19 protein-coding genes are annotated in these 22,750 nt (G+C 58.8%); 14 read left to right on the top strand and 5 right to left on the bottom strand.

The genetic code is table 11. The features are described from left to right. Nucleotides 1-23 precede the first annotated feature (23 nt). Nucleotides 24-902 (bottom strand): acyl-CoA dehydrogenase, encoded by an 879-nt coding sequence (locus ACGJAX_RS12560; protein WP_390959180.1) that lies wholly within the window; start codon nt 900-902, stop codon nt 24-26. Between the two features lie 154 nt (nt 903-1,056). On the opposite strand from ACGJAX_RS12560, the gene olsB reads away from it, so the two are divergent. Both olsB and ACGJAX_RS12550 read left to right on the top strand, forming a co-directional pair. Further along, nucleotides 1,057-1,812, top strand: a complete 756-nt coding sequence (gene olsB / locus ACGJAX_RS12555) for an L-ornithine N(alpha)-acyltransferase (protein ID WP_090317256.1) — start codon at nt 1,057-1,059, stop codon at nt 1,810-1,812. Continuing rightward, on the top strand, nt 1,812-2,603 hold the full coding sequence (locus tag ACGJAX_RS12550) for a 1-acyl-sn-glycerol-3-phosphate acyltransferase (RefSeq protein ID WP_390959178.1): 792 nt from the start codon (nt 1,812-1,814) through the stop codon (nt 2,601-2,603). Before olsB ends, ACGJAX_RS12550 begins: the two co-directional genes overlap by 1 nt. 108 nt (nt 2,604-2,711) lie before the next feature. Here the strand turns inward: ACGJAX_RS12550 and ACGJAX_RS12545 are convergent, their stop codons facing one another. After that, a complete protein-coding gene (locus tag ACGJAX_RS12545) occupies nt 2,712-3,290 on the bottom strand; it encodes an ACP phosphodiesterase (RefSeq protein WP_390959177.1) in 579 nt (192 codons plus the stop codon). Between the two features lie 169 nt (nt 3,291-3,459). On the opposite strand from ACGJAX_RS12545, the gene ACGJAX_RS12540 reads away from it, so the two are divergent. The 4 genes from ACGJAX_RS12540 (at nt 3,460) to ACGJAX_RS12525 (ending at nt 6,843) form a co-directional block, all read left to right on the top strand. Further along, the gene (locus ACGJAX_RS12540; RefSeq protein WP_090317247.1) at nt 3,460-3,762 is read left to right on the top strand and encodes a helix-turn-helix transcriptional regulator; all 303 of its coding nucleotides are present in this window, start codon (nt 3,460-3,462) and stop codon (nt 3,760-3,762) included. Nucleotides 3,763-3,798: 36 nt separating this feature from the next. Continuing rightward, nucleotides 3,799-4,965: an MFS transporter gene (locus ACGJAX_RS12535; protein WP_090317244.1), complete on the top strand. Its 1,167-nt coding sequence runs from the start codon at nt 3,799-3,801 to the stop codon at nt 4,963-4,965. 30 nt (nt 4,966-4,995) lie between these two features. After that, nucleotides 4,996-6,045: an alkene reductase gene (locus ACGJAX_RS12530; RefSeq protein WP_090317241.1), complete on the top strand. Its 1,050-nt coding sequence runs from the start codon at nt 4,996-4,998 to the stop codon at nt 6,043-6,045. 492 nt (nt 6,046-6,537) lie between these two features. Next, on the top strand, nt 6,538-6,843 hold the full coding sequence (locus ACGJAX_RS12525; RefSeq protein WP_390959174.1) for a DUF3077 domain-containing protein: 306 nt from the start codon (nt 6,538-6,540) through the stop codon (nt 6,841-6,843). Between the two features lie 258 nt (nt 6,844-7,101). Here ACGJAX_RS12525 and ACGJAX_RS12520 read toward each other — a convergent pair whose 3' ends face one another. Next, a complete protein-coding gene (locus tag ACGJAX_RS12520) occupies nt 7,102-8,016 on the bottom strand; it encodes a LysR substrate-binding domain-containing protein (protein WP_390959172.1) in 915 nt (304 codons plus the stop codon). A gap of 109 nt (nt 8,017-8,125) precedes the next feature. Here ACGJAX_RS12520 and ACGJAX_RS12515 point away from each other — a divergent pair, with 109 nt between their 5' ends. Beyond that, the gene (locus ACGJAX_RS12515) at nt 8,126-8,878 is read left to right on the top strand and encodes an SDR family oxidoreductase (RefSeq protein WP_390959170.1); all 753 of its coding nucleotides are present in this window, start codon (nt 8,126-8,128) and stop codon (nt 8,876-8,878) included. A gap of 371 nt (nt 8,879-9,249) precedes the next feature. Then, complete coding sequence (locus ACGJAX_RS12510) at nt 9,250-10,641, top strand: MFS transporter (protein WP_390959169.1); 1,392 nt, start codon at nt 9,250-9,252, stop codon at nt 10,639-10,641. A gap of 110 nt (nt 10,642-10,751) precedes the next feature. Here ACGJAX_RS12510 and ACGJAX_RS12505 read toward each other — a convergent pair whose 3' ends face one another. Then, nucleotides 10,752-10,889: a hypothetical protein gene (locus ACGJAX_RS12505; RefSeq protein ID WP_390959168.1), complete on the bottom strand. Its 138-nt coding sequence runs from the start codon at nt 10,887-10,889 to the stop codon at nt 10,752-10,754. Nucleotides 10,890-11,267: 378 nt separating this feature from the next. Here ACGJAX_RS12505 and ACGJAX_RS12500 point away from each other — a divergent pair, with 378 nt between their 5' ends. The 3 genes from ACGJAX_RS12500 to ACGJAX_RS12490 are packed head-to-tail and all read left to right on the top strand — an operon-like array spanning nt 11,268 to nt 15,194. Next, nucleotides 11,268-12,731, top strand: a complete 1,464-nt coding sequence (locus ACGJAX_RS12500) for an OmpA family protein (RefSeq protein WP_390959167.1) — start codon at nt 11,268-11,270, stop codon at nt 12,729-12,731. Nucleotides 12,732-12,753: 22 nt separating this feature from the next. Continuing rightward, entirely contained in the window at nt 12,754-14,361 is a 1,608-nt protein-coding gene (locus ACGJAX_RS12495) for a hypothetical protein (RefSeq protein ID WP_390959165.1), read from the top strand. Further along, nucleotides 14,358-15,194, top strand: coding sequence for a hypothetical protein (locus tag ACGJAX_RS12490; protein WP_390959163.1), 837 nt, complete (start codon nt 14,358-14,360; stop codon nt 15,192-15,194). The genes ACGJAX_RS12495 and ACGJAX_RS12490 overlap by 4 nt, the downstream gene beginning before the upstream one ends. A gap of 783 nt (nt 15,195-15,977) precedes the next feature. Here ACGJAX_RS12490 and emhR read toward each other — a convergent pair. Continuing rightward, nucleotides 15,978-16,610, bottom strand: coding sequence for an efflux system transcriptional repressor EmhR (gene emhR / locus ACGJAX_RS12485; protein ID WP_390959161.1), 633 nt, complete (start codon nt 16,608-16,610; stop codon nt 15,978-15,980). Between the two features lie 267 nt (nt 16,611-16,877). On the opposite strand from emhR, the gene emhA reads away from it, so the two are divergent. Genes emhA through emhC form a run of 3 tightly spaced genes read left to right on the top strand, consistent with a single transcriptional unit; the run spans nt 16,878 to nt 22,660 of the window. Next, nucleotides 16,878-18,035 (top strand): efflux RND transporter periplasmic adaptor subunit EmhA, encoded by a 1,158-nt coding sequence (emhA, locus tag ACGJAX_RS12480; RefSeq protein WP_390959159.1) that lies wholly within the window; start codon nt 16,878-16,880, stop codon nt 18,033-18,035. A 3-nt stretch (nt 18,036-18,038) separates the two neighbouring features. Then, nucleotides 18,039-21,200 carry an efflux RND transporter permease subunit EmhB gene (emhB, locus tag ACGJAX_RS12475; protein ID WP_390959157.1) on the top strand — a complete coding sequence of 1,054 codons (3,162 nt, stop codon included), beginning with the start codon at nt 18,039-18,041 and terminating at the stop codon, nt 21,198-21,200. Beyond that, nucleotides 21,200-22,660, top strand: a complete 1,461-nt coding sequence (gene emhC, locus ACGJAX_RS12470) for an efflux RND transporter outer membrane subunit EmhC (protein WP_390959155.1) — start codon at nt 21,200-21,202, stop codon at nt 22,658-22,660. The genes emhB and emhC overlap by 1 nt, the downstream gene beginning before the upstream one ends. Nucleotides 22,661-22,750: the final 90 nt, after the last annotated feature.

Genomic DNA, 22,750 nt, shown 5'->3' with positions numbered 1-22,750 from the left:
CAGCCTGCTCGCAAAGGGGCCAGTCAAATCGCCGCCAACGCCTTGGCCAATCGCTTGCCCCGTGCCCCCGCCGCCAGATCCATCACCGCTTGATCACGCTGCCACATCGCCGCCCACTGCGGCGGCCCTTCGGCCAGCGCTTGATTGATTTCGCCCTTGAGCCCTTCGAACTGCGCAAACAGCCCACCGAGCAATACATGCCCGCACGGGTTGTTCGGTGCCTGGCGGCTGACTTCCGCGCACCCGGCCAGCAGCGCCAGCAGGCGTAGTTGCAGGGCTTGCGGCCAATCGCTGTCCTGGCCGACGCCATACAGCCACGCCGTCATGGCGCTCAACACATAAATGTCTTCCAGGGTACGGAACGGTTTGACGTAGGCGACCCAACCGTCCCCGGCCAGCAACTCGCACAAAGCGTTGTCCAGAAACACCCGGCCATGGCTGATGTCCGGCATCAACGGGATCGGAGCCAGCTTTTCCACGCGCACGCCCGGCTCATCGGGATAGACCACCCCCAGGCTCAGGCACGGATCGTCGCCCGGCGCCTCGCTGCGCGCAGCGATCAACAGCCAGTCGGCGGCATCGCCAGCGGTGACAAAATCCTTGCGCCCGCTCAAGCGCAAGTCGTGCAGGCGGGTCTGCATGTCCGCCACCCGCAGGCTGCGTTGCTCAGTGGCGCACAACGCACCGAGGCTCAAAGGCGCGCTCGGCCACAACATGCGCAACGCCGCTTGATACCCCACCAGAAATGCCAGCCCCGGCGTCGCCATCATCCGCCCCCCCGCCACCGCCAAATCAAAGGGCGTGACCGTGCCCAAGTGGTGCAACAAGGTCGCGTAGCCCTCACCCAGATCCGAATTGGCGGGCAGGCGTTCTCGGCGAATCAACAGGTGTTGCCAGGGCATAAGGGGCTCCTTGTGGGCTGTCATATAAGCATCACCAAAGCTTAACGGCGATGACACCGGCGCTACATAGCCTGACTTTGCACAACACGGCTGCATAAAGAAAGTCGATCGGCTGCACCCAAAGACGAGTGAACAGCCCGCACGGAGATTCGCCATGACTCAGATCGCCCGCATCAGCGACACCGGCAACGAACGCCGCCTGCAAGCCGAACGCCTGGTGGGCGCCGAGGCCTTGCAGGAAGCCCAAGCCTTGCGCTTCAACGTGTTCAGCGGCGAATTCAACGCCAAACTCAAGGGCGCGGAACGGGGTCTGGACATGGACGACTACGATGTTCACTGCGCCCACATCGGCGTGCGTGACCTCAACACCGGGCGCCTGGTGGCCACCACTCGATTGCTCGATCACACCGCCGCCAGCAGCCTGGGCAGGTTTTACAGCGAAGAAGAATTCAGCCTGCACGGCCTGATCCATCTGCAAGGCCCGATCCTGGAAATCGGCCGCACCTGCGTCGACCCGGCCTACCGCAACGGCGGCACCATCGCCGTGCTCTGGGGCGAGCTGGCCGAAGTGCTGAACCAGGGTGGCTACAGCTACTTGATGGGTTGCGCGAGCATTCCGATGCAGGACGGCGGGGTCCAGGCCCACGCGATCATGCAGCGCCTGCGCGAACGCTACCTGTGCACCGAACACCTGCGGGCCGAGCCGAAGAAGCCGCTGCCGACCCTGGATATTCCATCGAACGTGATCGCCGAAATGCCGCCGCTGCTCAAGGCCTACATGCGTCTGGGCGCGAAAATCTGCGGCGAGCCGTGCTGGGACGAAGACTTCCAGGTCGCCGACGTGTTCATCCTGCTCAAGCGCGATGAGCTTTGCCCGCGTTACGCCAAACACTTCAAGGCGGCTGTGTGATGCGTCGGTTGCGCGTGTACGCGCGAATCGCGCGGGTGCTGCTGGTGGTCGCGCTTGGCCTGGGCATGGCCACCGTGTTCGGCGTATTCGAACGCCTGGGCATGGCCCATTCGATGGAGCGTCGCCAACGCTGGTCGCGCTTTTTCATGGCGCGCCTGAGCAACGCCCTGCCCTTCGACGTGACGGTCAAGGGTGAACTGCCGAAGACCTCGATGCTCTGGGTCAGCAACCATGTGTCCTGGACTGACATTCCGTTGCTGGGGATGCTCACGCCGATGTCGTTCCTGTCCAAGGCCGAAGTGCGCACCTGGCCGGTGGCGGGCTGGCTCGCGGCCAAGGCCGGCAGCCTGTTTATCCGTCGCGGCTCGGGCGACAGCCAGTTGATCCGCAAACAAATGACTCGCCACCTGGAGCAGGCGCACCCGCTGCTGATGTTCCCGGAAGGCACCACCACCGATGGCCGATCGCTGCGTACCTTTCATGGCCGTTTGTTGTCGGCGGCCATCGATTCTGAAGTCGCGCTGCAACCGGTGGCGATTCGTTATGTGCGCGACGGCGAGCCTTGCCTGCTGGCCCCGTTCATTGGCGACGATGATTTGCTCTCGCACCTGATGCGCCTGTTTGCCAATGACCGGGGCCAGGTGGAAATTCATCTGCTCAAGCCGATCGCTTGCGAAGGTCGCGAACGCGCCGCACTGGCGTTCGAGGCACAGCAGGCGGTGCAGAAGGTGTTGTTTGGGGCGATTCCGGAGAAACAACCGGCCCCGATGCGCCCCGCTATCGCGGCTTGAACAAAGATTCCCTGTGGGAGCGAGCCTGCTCGCGATTGCGGTGTATCAGACGACATCCACGTTGGATGACGAACCGCAATCGCGAGCAGGCTCGCTCCCACAATGGATTTATGGTGATGGATGGTTCTGCGCAAAATCCTGAAGCAGCGGATAGAACAACCGGAAGTCCTCGCTCAACGGCTCGTACAACACCCGCAATTCCTGCATCGCGGCAGCCAGTTCCTCGGGCCGGGTCAAGCGCCGGGCAATCCCGCGCAGCACCTGCTCCAACACCTCAAACTCCCGGTAAGACCCTAACCAGTCATTGGCCACCATGTGCGGTGCGATTTTCGCCAGCCGTTCGGGCAACTGCCGTTCACTGGACAACACCCGGTACACGTCGGAAGTGAAATGCGCCAACGGCTGATCGGCGTACTGCGCCCAGTCCCGCGCCAGGCAGTGGTCGAAAAAAACGTCGAGAACGATGCCGGCATAGCGCCTGCGTGTCAGGGAAAAGCGCGACAACGAAGCGTCCACCAACGGGTGACGATCGGTGAACACGTCGATGCTGCGATGCAGCTGGATGGCCGCTTCGATCTCCGGATCGAACTGCCCTTGCAGCCGTCCCTTGACGAAATCGCCATACAGACTGCCGAGCAGTTGACCGGGACGCTGGCCACCGAGGTGAAGATGTGCGAGATAGTTCATGGGCGCAGCTTAGCACTGCCCCTTGTATCTACACATCAACGTATCGTTATAACTCGATATACCGAAATGTGAGCTGGTCAGAGCCAAATCATATTTGTATATCGCGAAATACCGATTTAAAGTTCGCCCCATCGCGATATAGCGTTTTAATCATCACGAGCCCACACCCATGACCCTCAATCTCGACGAAATAATAAAAGCCCTGGCGCACCCGGTACGGCGAGAAATCCTGCACTGGCTCAAAGACCCGGACGTCGAATTTCCAGACCAGTCCCACAGCAACGAGCACGGCGTTTGCGCCGGGCAAATCGATCAACGTTGCGGCTTGTCGCAGTCCACGGTGTCCGCGCACCTGGCGACGCTGCAACGCGCCGGCCTGATCAGCAGCCGCAAAGTCGGCCAGTGGCATTTTTTCAAGCGCAACGAGGAAACCATCCAGGAGTTCCTCAAAACCTTCAGCAAAGAGCTCTGACCCTTAACGTCAGCCAGCCGAAAAGGAATTAAACCAATGCCCCTCTCGCTACTCATCCTGGCCTTGAGCGCCTTCGCCATCGGCACCACGGAGTTCGTCATCATGGGCTTGCTGCCCAACGTGGCGGCCGACCTTGGTGTATCGATTCCCGGCGCCGGCTGGCTGGTGACCGGTTACGCCCTGGGCGTGGCCATCGGTGCGCCGTTCATGGCGCTGGCCACTGCGAAACTGCCACGCAAAGCTGCGCTGGTAGCGTTGATGGGCATCTTCATTATCGGCAACCTGCTGTGTGCGGTGGCCAGTGACTACAACGTGCTGATGCTCGCCCGTGTGGTGACAGCCCTGTGCCACGGTGCCTTCTTCGGGATTGGCTCGGTGGTCGCGGCGGGCCTGGTGCCGGCGAACAAACGTGCATCGGCCGTGGCCTTGATGTTCACCGGCCTGACCCTGGCCAACGTCCTCGGCGTGCCACTGGGCACCGCGCTCGGCCAGGAAGCCGGCTGGCGCTCGACCTTCTGGGCAGTGACGGTGATCGGTGTGATCGCGCTGATCGGCCTGATCCGTTTCCTGCCGGCCAAGCGCGATGAAGAAAAACTCGACATGCGTGCCGAACTGCGCGCCCTCAAAGGCGCCGGCATCTGGTTGTCCCTGAGCATGACCGTACTGTTCGCCGCCTCGGTGTTCACCTTGTTTACCTACGTCGCACCGTTGCTGGGCGAAGTCACCGGCGTCTCGCCCCGTGGCGTGACCTGGAGCCTGATGCTCATCGGCCTGGGCCTGACCGTCGGCAACATCATCGGCGGCAAGCTGGCAGACAAAGGCCTGGCCGCGACGCTGATCGGCGTCTTCATCGCCATGGCCGTGGTCTCCACCGTGCTGACCTGGACCAGCGTGGCGCTGATCCCCACCGAAATCACCCTGTTCCTCTGGGCCACCGCCTGTTTCGCCGCCGTGCCGGCCCTGCAAGTCAACGTGGTGACCTACGGCCAGGCCGCGCCGAACCTGGTGTCCACCCTGAACATCGGCGCGTTCAACGTCGGCAACGCCCTCGGCGCCTGGGTGGGCGGCAGCGTGATTGCCCATGGTTTCGGCCTGACCAGCGTGCCACTCGCCGCCGCGGCACTGGCGGTACTCGCCCTGCTGGCAACCCTGATCACTTTCCGCCAGAGCGGCAATCCCGAACTGGCTCCTGCGACTAACTGATTGACCATTACCTCACGAGGGTTTTAACGAATGACGACTATTTTCGATCCGATCAAACTGGGCGACCTCGAGCTGTCCAACCGCATCATCATGGCCCCGTTGACCCGCTGCCGCGCCGACGAAGGCCGTGTGCCGAACGCGCTGATGGCCGAGTACTACGTACAACGCGCCTCCGCCGGTCTGATCCTCAGCGAAGCTACTTCGGTCACGCCGATGGGCGTCGGTTACCCGGACACCCCGGGCATCTGGTCCAACGACCAGGTACGCGGCTGGACCAACGTCACCAAGGCCATCCACGGCGCGGGCGGCAAGATCTTCCTGCAACTGTGGCACGTCGGCCGGGTCTCCCATGAGTCGTACCTGAACGGCGAAAAACCGGTCGCACCGAGCGCCATCCAGCCTAAGGGCCACGTCAGCCTGGTTCGCCCGTTGTCCGACTACCCGACCCCGCGCGCCCTGGAAACCGCTGAAATCGCCGACATCGTCGACGCCTACCGCGTCGGTGCCGAGAACGCCAAGGCCGCCGGTTTCGACGGCGTGGAAATCCACGGCGCCAACGGCTACCTGCTCGACCAGTTCCTGCAAAGCAGCACCAACCAGCGCACCGACATCTACGGCGGCTCCCTGGAAAACCGTGCACGCCTGTTGCTGGAAGTGACCGACGCCGCCATCGAAGTCTGGGGCGCAGGCCGTGTGGGTGTACACCTGTCGCCACGTGCCGACTCCCATGACATGGGCGACGACAACCTGGCCGAGACCTTCACCTACGTGGCCCGTGAACTGGGCAAGCGCGGCATCGCCTTTATCTGCTCGCGCGAGAAAGAAGGTGCCGACAGCTTGGGCCCACAAATCAAGGAAGCCTTCGGCGGCCCGTACATCATCAACGAACGCTTCACCAAGGACAGCGCCAACGCCTGGCTGGCCGCCGGCAAGGCGGACGCCGTCGCTTTCGGCGTACCGTTCATTGCCAACCCGGACCTGCCAGCACGCCTGAAGGCCGATGCGCCGCTGAACGAGGCTCATCCGGAAACCTTCTACGGCAAAGGCCCGGTGGGATACATCGACTACCCGACGCTGTAAGCCTCAGCGCCTGAAACGCAAAAGCCCCGACTTGTAAGAGTTGGGGCTTTTTGTTGCCCTTGACAGCGACCCGACCCGGATGCTCAAGGTGTCCTCAGTCCCAGGACAGCGGACACCTTGCCGCTGCCCCCCTCTTGCGCCAGTGCGCTTTTTGTTTGGTTTCGTTTAATTACAAAGACGCATTACCGGATGACGCCGTAGGACCTTGTAGGCAAACTCCGAATCTCGCGTTTGGGCACTTTGATGCCTTGTTGCGTTTTTCTTTGACGGGATAGTCTCCGGACGTCGCTGACCCATTCAGCGATCGGGCTTGGAAACCCGTCGAAATTGAACGCTACAGTTTGCCCGTCACGATCTTGAGTCATGGCGGCTGTGCGCGGGACGCCTTCGGGCGTGCCGGTTTCCTAATTTCCCGGTTTTCCAACCTGCGCACAGCTGCCACCCATTCGCTTGGAAACGAATGCGGCAGCCCTTCAAATTAGGAGCTTCACCATGGCTAAAACCAATCCAATCGATCCCAAAGAACTCAAAACCATCGGCTTCACCCCTTTCATCTACTGCTCAAACCAGGCGCTGTTTCATGTCAGCCGCGGCGTGCCCCTCGCCGACGCGTTAGCCCAGGCCTCCAATCTGCTTTTCCTGGTCAAGGAGCTCGCCGTCGACGCCGCCTACGCCAAAGACACCGACCGCCACGCCTGGGCCGCCCATTACCTGACAGCGATGAGCAAAGCGGTGATCGATGATGTGGCGAAAGTGCTGGATCGAGAGGCTGATCGTGAGCGCACGGTAACGCCATAGGAACGGCTCATGGGCGTAAAAAAGCCGCGTACGAACGCGGCTTCTTTCACTGCGAAATTGCGCTCCATTTGACTATCCGTTTGCATCCGACCTGACCAGTCACTTGCATTGGTTCTGACCCGCGATTGCATCGGATTTGACCAGCACGCGCTATAACCATGATCGGCAGAGAACGGCCAGAAGCGGTCGATCTTTGTATCAAGCAGGACCACTTCAGGAACCGATCCTTGCCTCAGCACAGGCCTGACCTCCACCCTTTCACGACCAGCGCCACTCTGGTTCCGATAGGTGCTCGGCAAAGAAATCCGACAGCGCCTTGATCTTTACCGACCTGGTGCGTGCCGATGGTGTAACGAAGTAAAGCCCACCCCGCGCCATGCTCCACTCAGGCAAAAGCACGACCAATCGACCATCGGCAAGGTATTCACTCGCGATGAATTCAGGGAGTTCGGCGATAGCCAACCCTTCAAGCAAGGCGGGCAGCAAAGCGTCCGAATTGGTTACTCTCAGTTGGCCGCTGGGTACCACATCTTCCTCGACCCCATTCTCATGGGTAAAGCGCCACACCTGGCTGCGAGCCCGATATGCATAACTGAGGCATGACCGGGCGGCCAACTCACGCGGATGCTTGGGCCAACCGTGCGCTTCCAGATAGCCCGGAGACGCGACCAGGTATTGTGTGACTGCACACAGTCGGCGAGCCACCAGAGACGAGTCGGGCAAAACCGCAATGCGCAGCGCCGCATCAAAGCCGTCGGCGATAAGGTCTACGGACGCATCTGAAAGGTGCAGATCGATAGACAGTTCAGGGTAGCGTCGCATCAATTCTGGCATCAGGGGCGCGACCCAGCGCAAACCGAACGACATCGGTATGGCCAGTCGAACCTGGCCACGGGGTTGAATCGCTAATTCCTGGGCCTCGCTCTCGACCTCTTCGGCCTGCCGATAGATCTCCCCTGCTTTCGCCGCCATGCTCGCACCAAACTCGGTAAGCGCCAGCTGCCGTGAGGTGCGATTGAACAATCGCCCGCCCAATCGCTCCTCCAGCCGGGCCACGGCCCGCGATACGGTGGGCACCGAAACACTCATGACACGCGCTGCGGCGGCGAACGAACCCTCTTCGGCCACTTTGGCAAACATGGCCAACCCTTCAAAATCCGGAAGTTTGCTCATTTCATTTCTGCAACGATAGGTTTCAGACAATTCTATTTTGAAATGAAACCGCCGTCGATATGCTTCTCCCACACCGCAACTTACTCAACCGAACAACGGGAGAAACACCATGACTGGCAAACTCAAAGGCAAAATTGCACTGGTTACCGGCGGCACCACCGGTATCGGCCTGGCTACTGCGAAACGCTTCGCTGAAGAAGGTGCCCACGTGTACATCACCGGTCGCCGCCAGGTTGAACTGGACGCCGCGGTAGCCGCAGTCGGCAACGCCACCGGCGTGCAGGTCGACTCCACCCGGCTTGACCAACTCGACGCGCTTTACAGCCAGATCGGCGCTGCCCACGGTCGTATCGACGTGCTCTTCGCCAACGCCGGTGGCGGTTCGATGCTGGCGCTCGGAGAAATCACCGAACAGCACTACGACGACACCTTCGACCGCAACGTCAAAGGGGTGCTGTTCACAGTACAAAAAGCCTTGCCGCTGCTAGCCAAAAACGCTTCGGTGATTCTCACCGGTTCAACCGCTGGCAGCTCCGGTACCGCCGCGTTCAGCGTTTACGCCGCCTCCAAGGCTGCCGTACGGTCGTTTGCTCGCAACTGGATACTCGACCTGAAAGATCGCCACGTGCGGGTCAACACCATCAGCCCCGGTGCGACGCGCACCCCTGGCCTGGTCAATCTGGCTGGCCCGGATGCCGCTCAGCAGCAGGGGTTGCTGGACTATCTGGCCTCGCAGATCCCCATGGGTCGTGTGGGTGAAGCGCAAGAAATTGCCAGCGCCGCTCTATTCCTGGCGTCGGATGATGCCAGTTTCGTCAACGGCATTGAGTTGTTCGTCGACGGCGGCCAGGCACAAGTCTGATGACTCTATCGGGCGGCTGCAAAAGCCGCCCCGTTAACCGACTTGAGGAAGGCCATTCAATGAACACGCTGAAACGGCTAGGGCTCGCAGTCGGCGTGTCACCCTCGGCGTCGCGGCACAGGCAGCGACCACCACGGCCGAGAGCGCTCCGACCATGAACTCATCCGCCCCGCTTCACGTTTCGGCCATCGACCATGTGAGCACGAAACGACATTTATCCATAGGATGGACCTATATAAAGGATTGCATATCGGTCTTGGACGCTATCAAACAAGCGGCGGAAGATTGCTTCACACCCAAGCACCGCCAAGTGAGCAATACCAACGAAGCAAACTTGATAGAAGAAACCTCCTCAACATCTAGGAGCCAGCATGTCCAGACAAACAACAATGGATGCAGAGACCGCCACTTCTCAGCCCGATGGGTTGCCCGAAAACGCCCGTCGCCTCGCGATATTTTCGTTGGCGATCGGTGTCGCCATGGCATCACTCGACACCGCAATAGCCAATGTTGCTTTACCTGCAATAGCGACTCAATTGCACACAACACCTGCATCATCGGTTTGGATCATCAACGTCTATCAGTTAGCGATGGTCGCAACGCTCCTCCCGTTCGCTGCATTGGGTGAAATCATCTCTTACCGGCGGGTTCTGATTTTCGGACTGTTCTTATTCACATTGGCATCACTTGCCTGTGCGCTGGCGTGGTCATTGCCTTCACTGGTCATAGCTCGGCTGTTACAAGGAATTGGCGCTAGCGCCGTTATGGGTGTGAATACAGCCATGCTTAAAGCCATTTACCCGACGCGTATGCTAGGACGTGGTTATGGGACCAACGCCTTGGTGGTTGCAGTCGCTTTTGCGATCGGACCGACCATGTCATCCCTTATTTTGTCAGTCGCCAGTTGGTCGTGGTTATTCGCAATCAACGTTCCACTCGGCCTGGTCGCACTTTTCCTGGGGCGCAAAGCATTGCCTGATACCCGCCGGGCGACCCACAAGTTTGATGGTCTGACTGCCCTCTACAACATAGTCGCGTTCAGCTTTTTGATTTTGTTGTTCGGCGATGCAGCCCACCAGGAAAAATTCACTACCCTTGCAATGGAATTGGCGGGCACGGCCTTGTTCTTCGCGCTGCTCATACATCGGCAGGCAGGTCATAAGGCGCCCATGCTGCCGATTGATCTGCTCCGTCGACCCATGTTTGCGCTTTCTGTCGTGACGTCCGTATGTACCTTCGCAGCACAAGGGCTGGCGTTCGTAGCCTTGCCGTTTTATTTCTTTGTGACGCTTGGCAAATCGCCGGTAGAGGCGGGTTTCTTATTGACGCCCTGGGCTGTCATGGTAGCGATAATGGCCCCAATTGCCGGTCGTTTGAGTGATCACTATTCTCCCGGCGCACTAGGTGGAGTCGGTCTTTCGATACTGGCCCTTGGGTTGGTAGCTCTAGTACTTATGCCTGATGATCCGTCGACTTTGAATATAGGCTGGCGCATGGGCATGTCAGGCATTGGGTTTGGTTTTTTCCAAGCACCTAACCTCAAAGGTTTTATGGGTAGCGCGCCACCGACACGTGCCGGCAGTGCAAGCGGCATGGTTGCTACGTCAAGGTTGGTTGGACAGGCAACTGGTGCAGCGCTGGTTGCTTATTGCTTCATGTTATCGAGCGAGCATGGAGCAACGTTCGCGCTATGGGGGGCAGTTGCATTCGCAACCATTGCAAGCATTGCAAGCTTTGCCCGAGTCGTTGCTGTCCGAACTTGAGCTGGCAAACGCCATGAACTGAATCGCACCACGTTTTGTAAATACTCTTAATGACCGCTCAGCCGATTGTCGGCCTTGACCATAGGCAATAATCGGCCAATACCAGTCATTCACAACTGGCCGGTACCGGCCAAAAAGTAAAAAATCCAGATATGTGAAAGCCACCCTCTAAGCCTTGAATCGCCCTCTCCACCCCAAAAATCCAGACGGCCCTCTTCTGCGTTGAGCAGCAGCTCCAGACCAAACATTTTCGTGACATCCCTCTTTGTTGCATTTAGTATCAAAATAGATGATGCCCTTTAGCCATCATGCAGGACTCAGCAGTGCACTTCGTGGAAAAGGACTTCGCTTGAACAAGATAACCAATTTTGCCTCGGCCATTCTTCGACCGGGCCCGCCAAAAGCTGCGCGCGAATTAAAAATATTGCGCCGGGACTTGTTCATTTACGTCCTTCCCTACTGCGCTATACCACCGACAAACGCTGGCGGCCTTTAACCGCGGTCGGCGCTTGACCTCGCCCCCAATACGCACTTCCCGAGCGCATTTTGTTTTGCCTGGATACTGAGTTTTTATCAGCATTTCGGTGTAACGGCGTTTTGTAGAACAGCATTGAAATGGACTTGAGATGACCAACGCATTTCGTTTCACGACGCTTGCCAGTGCATTGCTGCTGGCTTCCGGGTGCTCTACTGCCCAATTCGATCAACTGGGCAAAGACTACGGCACGGCGATCTTGTGCGGTGCCGGGCTGGTTGCCGGTGGTGCGGCGGGTTACGCCCTCAATGGCAAGAAAGGCGCACTGATTGGTGCTGCGGCGGGCACAGCAGTTGGCTGCTACGCAGGATCGGTCTGGCAAAGCCGGATGCAAGAGCTGGATCGAATTGCCAAAGAAGAAAACCTGAAGATCCATTCAGAACAACTTCAGACTGCGTCGGCCACACCCAATGCGGCGCCGGTGGATGCCGGTCTCGTGACGCAAATCGAAGACTCTGGAATGTTCGACACCGGCTCCGACCAACTCACTGTCAGCGGCCAGCGAAGCGTCGCCAAAGTGGCAGCCGCCTACGCCAATGTCGATCCTAAAATCGCGAACACCCGACGTTTACTGGTGGTAGGTCACACTGACGCCACCGGCAGTAGCGCAACCAATCAGAAACTGTCCGAACGTCGTGCGCGCACCGTCGGCAAAGTATTGATGGCCGCAGGCATTCCTTCGACTTCGATTTTCTACCAGGGCGCCGGCGCTTCGCGGCCATTGGCCGACAACAGTACCTTCGAAGGCCGTACTGAAAACCGCCGGGTAGAAATCGCAGAACTGACCTCCCAGGAAGTATTGGTGAGGCGTGCCAAAGCCGAGCAGTCCAACGCCAAATACCTGGCCCACGGCGCATCCACTGCCAAACCGGTGAGCAAGCCTGCAGCCCCTTCGGTCGCGGCAAGCTCGACATTACCATCGCCTTCCACCGTCACCCCAGTGGAAACCATCAGCACTAAAAACAGCAATGGTGCGAAACCGGCCGTGGACTTTGGCGGTGTGCCAACCGCCAGCATGCATTGGAATCTGGGCCAAAACATCACGCCAAAAACCGGCGGATTCAGCTTCGTTAGCGCGGCTAATGCCAGCGACATTCCCGTTGGCAGTTGCCAGGACGACATGCCGCGAGAAAGCGGTGACGTCATCAGCCTGGCTACCGATAAACCGCTCGATGGCGTGAAAACCCGCGACTACCTACCGGGCTACAACAACCGAGTCTGGGCCAACACCGTCAATGGCAACCTGGTCACCATCTCCCCGGTTTCCATCCTCCGCGAAGGCGCCGAAGTCGGTAAACAACCCTTCATTCAAGTGGTGAAAGGGTATGGCGATGGCAACCGTAAGCCGCTGCCGAAAATGAACGCCGTCGCCAACACCTACGAAGGCGAGAAAGAAGTGCTGTACCGCGTATTCATCAGCGAACCCAAAGCACCGGTAGCCTGCATGGACGTTGTATTCAGCAAAGGCAATGCAACCGCCGAACGCGGTGCGTTGTTCTACCCCGTCGGCGAGCAGAGCTACACCGTCGCATACGCCCCTGTCAGCACCCAATAGTAGATAAACGGAGATATCGAACGTGCAAGAATCCGCGATGGCAGCTTTCAAGGCTTTTATTGCCGCAAACGAGATGGCGATCATCAGCATCACCGCTCTTTTCGTCCTGCTGTGCCTGCTGAAATTTTACTGGGAGAAGGTCGGCTACTTCACCATGCGTATCTGGCACGGTGTACCGCTGATTGGCACGGTATCGCGCTCAGCCAGTAAAGAACCCACCATTCGCCCAGATGGCTGGACCAACTCCGAGTACGATCTGTGCAATGACTACTACGAAGCATACGGGCAGGTTGACAAGAGCCCGGAGTTCTTTCGCCAGTGTCAGGATTATCTGAAAAAAATAGGCGAGGCCGGTCGCAAACCGCGTCCAGCCTGGGTGTTTATCCTGGCCGCCGTCCTGTTGGTCGTTGAAGCCATCGGCTTTGGTTACGTACTGTCGGGCTGGTTGAGCCTCGACGCGTCGGCCAGTGACAAACGCTATCAGGCTATTGGCGTGGCAATCCTCCTGGCGGTCATTTCCTGCGGTTTTGCCGAGGCGGCCGGTCACGCTATCCACCACAACAGCCTAATCAAGAAGGCCCGAGCCTGGTGGCGTGGCGACGCATCCGATTCGCGCTCGAACCACCTTAAGCAAATCGATTCGATCAACATCGAAGACAGCTTCAGCGACAGCAACGACAAGGACTACAACCGCATCCTGTCGCGCATCGCCACCTCAGTCGACGTTACGCCCAAGTACCTGCTAATCGGCGCCTTCGTCGGCATTATCATGATTATGTCGGTCGCCGCATTCGTGGTTCGCGCCAAGACGCTCGACAGCATTCAGGATGAGATGGTCAACTCGCTGCGCGCTGAAAGCCTACATAGTGCCGGCTCTACCAAAGCCAGCCCATTTGAACTGCCGGATGAATCCAAAGCGGTCAACGACTCGGCTGACAACAAAACCATCGACGACAAGATGCAAGCGATCCGAGAAGCGTCGCTGACCACTTACCTGATCCTCTCGGTCATCTACGTCGCCATCCAGTGCATTACCTGCTGGCTCGCGAGCATTTTTGGTTTCGCCGGTGTCCACTCGCGCCGCGCCTACAACTACACACATAAATTCAACAGCGCGGACGAAATGGTTCGTTGGATGGAACGCGAGCGCACCAAAATCTCCGGCCATGCCGACCATAAGCTGAGCATGCTGCAGCAGAAGCTTTCCACCCGCATGACCAACAATGCCGAACACCTCAACGCGATGAAAGGCTCAGCTATTCAAAAGCGTGACTTCAACGCGTATGTGATGGTGCGTCGTACCGCGGAGAAAGCTCTGAAACACGGCCAAGAGCGTATCAACACGATGCCAGCGGTTGAAGTGGCACCGGTAATCCCAGCCGCTCAACCTGTCCAGGCGTTGGAAGCAGCCATTGCGGCAGTGTCCGAACCTGTGGCAGTGGCACCCGTGGCGGTGCTGGCAGATATTGACGCAAATGCCTTCCACGACCTCACGAGCGTTACTGATGAGCAATTGCCAACCTTGGCAAAAGCCCTGAAGCAAGACGAAGCCACTCTCAAAAGTGTCCGTGAACAACAGCAGCTGCTTAAGCAACTTGGCATCTTCAAGGTCGCAGGAGTCAGCGCATGAAAGCCCTGAAGGCATTGATGATCGCAGCCCTGGTGATGCCTCACATCGCCTTGGCCATCGAGCGCAACGACCTGCAGAGTTGCTACGAAACCGCCCAACTGCCTGAACTGAAGCCCACCTCTTCAGGCCGCGAACTGATCGTCGTGGTCGATGAGACCGTACCCGTTCCGGAAGATATCCAGAAGCAGGCCTGGGGTCAGATCACCCGTTTCGTGCAACCCGGTGACAGCATCAAGCTCTACAGCTTTTCGGCGTTTCTGCCGGGCGAATACCTACGTTTGATCTATGCCGGCAAGCTCGACAAAAATATCGGAGAGGAAGCCCGCGACGACGCCAGCGCACGCAAGCTGCGCACCCTGGACCAGTGCCTGGCCCGTCAGCCACAAGACTTCGAAACCGGCTTCGGCAAACTGTTCGTCAAGAGCCTGCGTGATGCCCGTCAGGACATTCCGAGAAGCGAAATCATGAACGCTTTGCGCAAAATCGGCGACGACATCAAAACTGCCGAAAAGACCCACGATCACGTGGTATTCCTAATCAGCGACATGCTGGAAAACAGCGACTACACCAGCTTCTACGCGAAAAATCAGATCAAGAATCTGGTGGTCGCCGACGAGCTGAAAAATGCCCGGACACACAACCTGTTCGCCGATCTTTCCGGCGCTCGCATCTATGTCACAGGTGCTGGCCTGATCACCGATGACATCAAACAAGGCTATCGCTCAGGTAAAACCATGGATGCGTTGAACGCGTTCTGGAATGGCTACTTCAGCCAATCCAACGCGTCGTTGGCGGGGTTTGGCACGCCTAGTTTAGGTGGGGACTTGAGGTGAGCGGGAGAGCCGCATGCGGGGGAATACCTGCGTGCGGCAACTACGCCACCTAAAAGTTACAAGCACTAATGAAAGGACTCCTCTTCTTATTAACCTGATCGCAGTCGCCTATCCGATCCGTGGAAGGCAATGAGAATGTTAGGGTTAGTACATGGGTTATGGCCCTAGATCACCGTTTTCACCTCATTTCATGGACTGCTTTGGGCGATTCTGTTGAAAAAGTCGATCCGCCCATATGGCTTGATCATTGACGGGTGAAAACGCCTTTTTCGCATGCTGCTAAGTGAATTCCGAGTCCGGAAACCTTCCCCCGAAAGTAAAGATTTCAATCTCGAACGCATACTTCACTGCTGCGTAAACCATGGCCGACTTTTTCAACAGAATCGGTCGATCTCTGCCGCTCACATCCACGCATCGTGCTGGTCAAATCCGATGCAAATGACTGGTCAGGTCGAATGCAAATGGGTGGGCAAGTCCGTGCGAATACCCATTAGCTGAAGGACAGTCTGAGGTAGGTGATCACCGTCAATTTTCGGTCATTGACCCACCGCCATCGCGAGCAGGCTCGCTACTACAAAGGGCGGGATTTTGCTTTGGATTTATGCCAAGTGCCCACATCGCCTACAGAATCGACACAAAATCCCTACAAAATACCGAGCTTGCTATCTGTCATCCCGGCGAGGGTGCGTATATAAAAGCTCCCCATTACGGCAAAGCGCGTGAATAACTGTTCATCTACCGCTTCAGCGGTTGACACACGCGGAACCGATTAAGCATTTTGTTTCACTTACGCAGGCTGGGGCTCAGGCGCAGCATGTCCAACCCTGTATCGACCCAGCGCTCGGCTTCGATGTGCAGTTCGAAGCTGTCGGGGGCCAATAGCCACTGATACAGGATGCCGTCGATATAGGCGTGCAAACTGATGGCCGCCCGGGCGGTGTCGAGGTTTTCCGGCAACTGCCCACGATTCACTGCATTGCTCAGCGCCAGGCCGATCCGCACATTGCAGTCGAGGATGGCTGACACGCGCTGCTGACGCAGGTCGCACATTTCGTCGGTGAATTCGCACTTATGAAACAGAATTTCGTTGATGCGCCGGGTTTTCGGGTCCAGTGCAATTTGATGGAACAAATGAATCAACAGTTTGCGCATGCAGCCCAGCGGATCAGGTTCGTCCTCGTTTTCGCTGGCTTTGGCCATTTCGTCCAGTGGCTCCTGCAAGGTATCGAGCATGGCCTGAACCAGGTCCGCCTTGTTGCTGAAATGCCAATAGATAGCCCCGCGCGTGACGCCGGCCAGGGTCGCGATGTCGGCCAGCGTCGTGCGCGCCACGCCCCTTTCAAAAAAGGCTTTTTCGGCCGCTTCGAGTATCTGGCTGCGCGTTTCTTGAGCTTCCTCTTTGGTACGACGGACCATGGCAGTACAACCTCAATCAGGATGCTTCAGCGATGTTTGAGTATCAGCTGAATAAAAGGGGGACGAGCCCTTTCGGGTGTCGTCCCCGGACCAACAATTCGGACCTTTAAGCGGCTTCTGTAACGGTGTGGGTACAGTGCCAAGGTGTTTACAAACAACCATGAATGTAAGTATATTCCTTAGCAAGCTACTTATCCACCCGGCACCCATTTTTTAACCTTCCATCTTTTCTTGTGCGTGTATTGCGCGCCTGACCCGAGGATTTTCATGCAATTCAAGCCAGCTGTTACCGCTCTGGTCGCCGCCGTCGCCCTGGCATCGCTGCTCAGCGGATGTAAAAAGGAAGAGGCAGCCCCGGCCGCACCACCGCCTCAGGTCGGCGTCGTTACCCTGCAACCGCAAACGTTTACGTTGACGTCCGAACTGCCGGGCCGCACCAGTGCGTTCCGCATCGCTGAAGTCCGTCCCCAGGTCAACGGCATCATTCTCAAGCGCCTGTTCAAGGAAGGCGCCGATGTCAAAGCCGGCCAGCAGCTTTATCAGATCGATCCGTCGGTCTACGAAGCGACGCTCAAAAGTGCCGAAGCCAACCTGCGTTCGACCAAATCGATCTCCGACCGCTACAAGCAACTGGTCGATGAGCAGGCCGTGAGCCGTCAGGAATACGACACCGCCGTGGCCAACCGCCTGCAATCGGAAGCCGCGCTGCAAAGCGCCCAGATCAATGTGCGCTACACCAAGGTCTACGCGCCGTTGACCGGCCGTATCGGTCGTTCTTCGGTGACCGAAGGCGCGCTGGTCAGCAACGGCCAGGTCGAAGCAATGGCCGTGATTCAGCAACTGGATCCGATCTATGTCGATGTGACCCAGTCCTCGGTCGAGCTGCTTGAACTGCGCCGCGAACTGGAAAGCGGTCGCCTGCAAAAGGCTGGCGACAACGCCGCCAAGGTCAAGCTGACCCTCGAGGACGGCAGCCAGTACAAACTGGACGGAAAGCTGGAATTCTCCGAGGTCTCAGTGGACCAGACCACCGGCTCCGTGACCCTGCGCGCCGTGTTCCCCAACCCTGACCATACGCTGCTGCCGGGCATGTTCGTGCATGCCCAGCTGCAGGCCGGCGTGAACAGCGCGGCGATTCTGGCTCCGCAGCAGGGCGTGACCCGTGACCTCAAAGGCAGCCCGACCGCGCTGGTCGTAGGTCCCGACAACAAGGTCGAACTGCGCCAGCTCAAGGCCAGCCGCACCGTCGGCAACCAGTGGCTGATCGAAGACGGCCTGAAGGCTGGCGATCGGTTGATCACCGAAGGACTGCAATTCGTCAAACCTGGCATCGAAGTCAAAGCCAGTGAAGCGACCAACGTTGGCGAAAAGAACCCGGCACCCGCTCAGGCAGCTAATAAAGCCGCTGGCGGTAAAGGGGAGTAAACCATGTCAAAATTCTTCATCGACCGTCCGATTTTCGCCTGGGTAATTGCCCTGGTGATCATGCTGGTCGGGGCACTCTCGATCCTCAAGCTGCCGATCAACCAGTACCCGAGCATTGCGCCTCCGGCGATTGCCATTTCCGTGACCTACCCGGGCGCTTCCGCGCAAACCGTGCAGGACACTGTGGTGCAAGTGATCGAGCAACAGCTCAACGGTATCGACAACCTGCGTTATGTGTCTTCGGAAAGTAACTCCGACGGCACCATGACCATCACCGCGACCTTCGAGCAAGGCACCAACTCCGATACCGCGCAGGTTCAGGTCCAGAACAAGCTGAACCTGGCCACCCCACTGCTGCCCCAAGAAGTGCAGCAGCAGGGTATCCGCGTGACCAAGGCGGTGAAGAACTTCCTGCTGGTGATCGGCGTGGTATCGCGCGACGGCAGCATGACCAAGGACGACCTGTCCAACTACATCGTATCGAACATGCAAGACCCGATCTCCCGGACCGCCGGTGTCGGTGACTTCCAGGTATTCGGTTCGCAATACGCGATGCGTATCTGGCTCGATCCGGCCAAGTTGAACAACTACAACCTGACTCCGGTGGACGTCAAAACCGCCGTCGCGGCGCAAAACGTGCAGATTTCGTCCGGCCAGCTCGGCGGCCTGCCCGCCTTGCCCAACACGCAGTTGAACGCAACGATCATCGGCAAGACCCGCCTGCAGACCGCCGAGCAATTCGACAAGATCCTGCTCAAGGTCAACAAGGACGGTTCTCAGGTTCGCCTCAAGGATGTCGCCGAAATCGGCCTGGGCGGTGAGAACTACAGCATCAACGCCCAGTTCAACGGTGCGCCGGCTTCCGGCCTGGCGGTGAAACTGGCCAACGGTGCCAACGCCCTCGATACGGCAAAAGCCCTGCGCAAGACCATCGACAACCTCAAGCCGTTCTTCCCGCAAGGGATGGAAGTGGTGTTCCCGTACGACACCACCCCGGTGGTGACCGAGTCGATCAAGGGTGTGGTTGAAACCCTGGTCGAAGCGATCGTGCTGGTGTTCCTGGTGATGTTCCTGTTCCTGCAAAACTTCCGCGCCACCGTCATCACCACGATGACTGTGCCGGTGGTATTGCTCGGTACGTTCGGTATCCTCGCGGCGGCCGGTTTCAGCATCAACACCCTGACCATGTTCGGTATGGTCCTGGCCATTGGCTTGCTGGTGGACGATGCCATCGTCGTGGTCGAAAACGTCGAACGGGTCATGAGCGAAGAAGGCCTGTCGCCCAAGGAAGCCACCAAGAAATCCATGGGGCAGATCCAGGGCGCCCTAGTCGGTATCGCCCTGGTATTGTCGGCGGTACTGCTGCCGATGGCGTTCTTCAGCGGCTCCACCGGTGTGATCTACAAGCAGTTCTCGATCACCATCGTCTCGGCCATGGCCCTGTCGGTAATGGTGGCCCTGATCTTCACCCCGGCGCTGTGCGCCACCATGCTCAAGGCGATTCCCAAAGGCGACCACGGCACGCCCAAACGCGGCTTCTTCGGCTGGTTCAACCGCAACTTCGACCGTGGCGTACGTAGTTACGAGCGCGGAGTGGGCAGTATGCTCGCGAACAAGGCCCCGTACCTGCTGGCTTACCTGCTGATCGTGGTCGGCATGATCTGGCTGTTCACCCGTATTCCAACGGCGTTCCTGCCCGAAGAAGACCAGGGCGTGTTGTTCGCCCAGGTGCAGACGCCTGCCGGCTCGACCGCCCAGCGCACCCAGGTGGTCGTGGACGAGATGCGTGAATTCCTGCTGCGCCCTGGCAAGGATGGTGGTGAAGGGGATGCGGTGAACTCGGTGTTTACCGTGACCGGTTTCAACTTCGCCGGTCGTGGCCAGAGTTCGGGTATGGCGTTCATCATGCTCAGGCCCTGGCATGAACGTAACGCCGACAACAACGTGTTCAAAGTCGCGGCCCGCGCCCAGCAGCACTTCTTCACCTTCCGCGACGCCATGGTGTTCGCCTTCGCGCCACCAGCCGTACTGGAACTGGGTAACGCCACCGGTTTTGACGTGTTCCTGCAAGACCGCGCCGGCATCGGTCACGAAAAGCTGATGGCGGCCCGTAACCAGTTCCTCGGCATGGCGGCGCAGAGCAAAGTGCTGTCGCAAGTCCGTCCGAACGGCCTGAACGATGAACCGCAGTACCAGCTGGAAATCGATGACGAGAAGGCCAGTGCCCTGGGCATTACCATCGCCGAAATCAACAACACCCTGTCCATCGCCCTGGGCAGTAGCTACGTCAACGACTTCATCGACCGCGGTCGGGTGAAGAAGGTGTACATACAAGGTCAGCCCGGCGCGCGCATGAGCCCGGAAGATCTGAAGAAGTGGTACGTGCGTAACACCACCGGCACCATGGTTCCGTTCTCGGCGTTCGCCAAGGGCGAGTGGATCTACGGCTCGCCGAAACTGGCCCGTTACAACGGCGTGGAAGCGATGGAAATCCTCGGTGCTCCGGCGCCAGGTTATTCCACCGGTGAAGCCATGGCCGAAGTCGAAGCCATTGCCCAGAAACTGCCGGCGGGTGTCGGTATTTCCTGGACTGGTCTGTCGTACGAGGAACGTTTGTCCGGTTCGCAAGCGCCTGCGCTGTACGCATTGTCGCTGCTGATGGTGTTTCTGTGCCTGGCAGCGCTGTATGAAAGCTGGTCGATCCCGATCGCGGTCATGTTGGTGGTGCCGCTGGGGATCATTGGTGCGCTGATGGCCACCAGCCTGCGTGGTCTGTCCAACGACGTGTACTTCCAGGTGGGCTTGTTGACGACCATCGGCCTGGCGGCGAAAAACGCCATTCTGATCGTCGAGTTCGCCAAGGAACTGCACGAGCAGGGACGCAGCCTGCGCGATGCCGCCATCGAAGCCTGCCGCATGCGTCTGCGACCGATCATCATGACCTCGCTCGCCTTCGTCCTCGGCGTGGTACCACTGGCTATTTCCACCGGTGCAGGCTCGGGTAGCCAGCATGCAATCGGTACCGGGGTAATCGGCGGTATGATCACTGCAACCGTACTGGCGATCTTCTGGGTCCCACTGTTCTTCGTCACCGTGTCGGCCATGGGTCAACGTAAAAACGTCGACCAGGAAGACGCCACTGAAACTCCTAAAGAGGCTGGCTAATGAGCAAGTCGCTACTCTCCCTGGCAGTCGCCGCCTTCGTACTCGGTGGCTGCTCGCTGATACCTGATTATCAGCAGCCGCAAGCACCGGTGGCGGATCAATACCCGCAGGGGCCGGCGTATTCGCCGGCCCAGGCACCCGCCCAGGCCACCGCGGAACAAGGCTGGAAGCAGTTTTTCCATGACCCTGCGCTGCAACAGTTGATCCAGGTCGCCCTGGAAAACAACCGTGACCTGCGTGTCGCGGCCCTGAACATCGACGCCTTCGCGGCTCAATACCGCATCCAGCGCGCTGACCTGTTCCCGGCCGTTTCGGCCAATGGCAGCGGCAGCCGCCAACGGGTTCCGGCCGATGCTTCGCAAACCGGTAAAGCGGGCATCAACAGCTCCTACTCGGCAACGGTCGGTATCAGCGCGTATGAGCTCGACCTGTTCGGTCGGGTGCGCAGCCTGAGCGAAGAAGCCTTGCAGAAATACTTCGCCACCGAAGAAGGCCGTCGCAGCACGCAGATCAGTCTGGTGGCCAGCGTGGCCAACGCCTACCTGACCTGGCAAGCCGACAAGGAACTGCTGAAAGTCACCCAGGACACCCTCGGCGCGTTCGAGGAGAGCTACAGGCTCACCGCCCGCAGCAACGAAGTGGGGGTCGCCTCGGCCCTGGACCTGGCGCAGTCGCGTACCTCGGTGGAAAACGCCCGCGCGCAATTGGCCAAGTACACCCGTCAGGTCGCCCAGGATGAAAACAGCCTGGTGCTGCTGCTCGGCACCGGCGTGCCGGCCAACCTGCCCGCCGCCAGACCGTTGTCTGACGAACTGTTGGCCGATGTACCGCCAGGCCTGCCGTCGGACTTGCTGCAACGTCGTCCGGACATCCTCCAGGCCGAATACAACCTCAAGGCTGCCAACGCCAACATCGGTGCCGCACGGGCCGCGTTCTTCCCGAGCATCAGCCTGACGGCCAACGCCGGCACCCTGAGCCCGGACCTGTCCGGTCTGTTCAAGGGCGGTTCGGGCACCTGGCTGTTCCAGCCGCAAATCAACCTGCCGATCTTTAACGCCGGCAGCCTGCGCGCGAGCCTGGACTACTCGAAGATCCAGAAAGACATCGGCGTGGCGAACTACGAGAAGTCCATTCAAACGGCCTTCCAGGAAGTCGCCGATGGCCTGGCCGCGCGTCAGACCTACGTCCAGCAGTTGCAGGCACAACAAGACTTTGTCAGTGCCAACCAGGACTACTACCGTCTGGCCGAGCGCCGCTACCGCATCGGTGTCGACAGCAACCTGACCTTCCTCGATGCCCAGCGTCAGCTGTTCAGCGCCCAACAGGCACTGGTCACCGATCGTCTGGCGCAACTGGTCAGCCAGGTCAATCTGTACAAGGCACTGGGGGGTGGCTGGAACGAGCAGACGGCGAAGAACGAGCCGTTGAAGGAAGAAGCGCCGAAGATGAAGTATTTCTGACTCCTTAATGCCAAAAAGCCCCATCATGGACTTATCACCCATAATGGGGCTTTTATATTTACCTCTCTAACACCGCCATTATGCACAGCG

Origin of the sequence: Pseudomonas moorei, from assembly GCF_042846945.1 — a bacterium.
GTDB lineage: Bacteria > Pseudomonadota > Gammaproteobacteria > Pseudomonadales > Pseudomonadaceae > Aquipseudomonas > Aquipseudomonas moorei.
The sequence above is the reverse complement of the archived record's forward strand: the minus strand, read 5'-3'. Positions and strand labels throughout refer to the sequence as shown.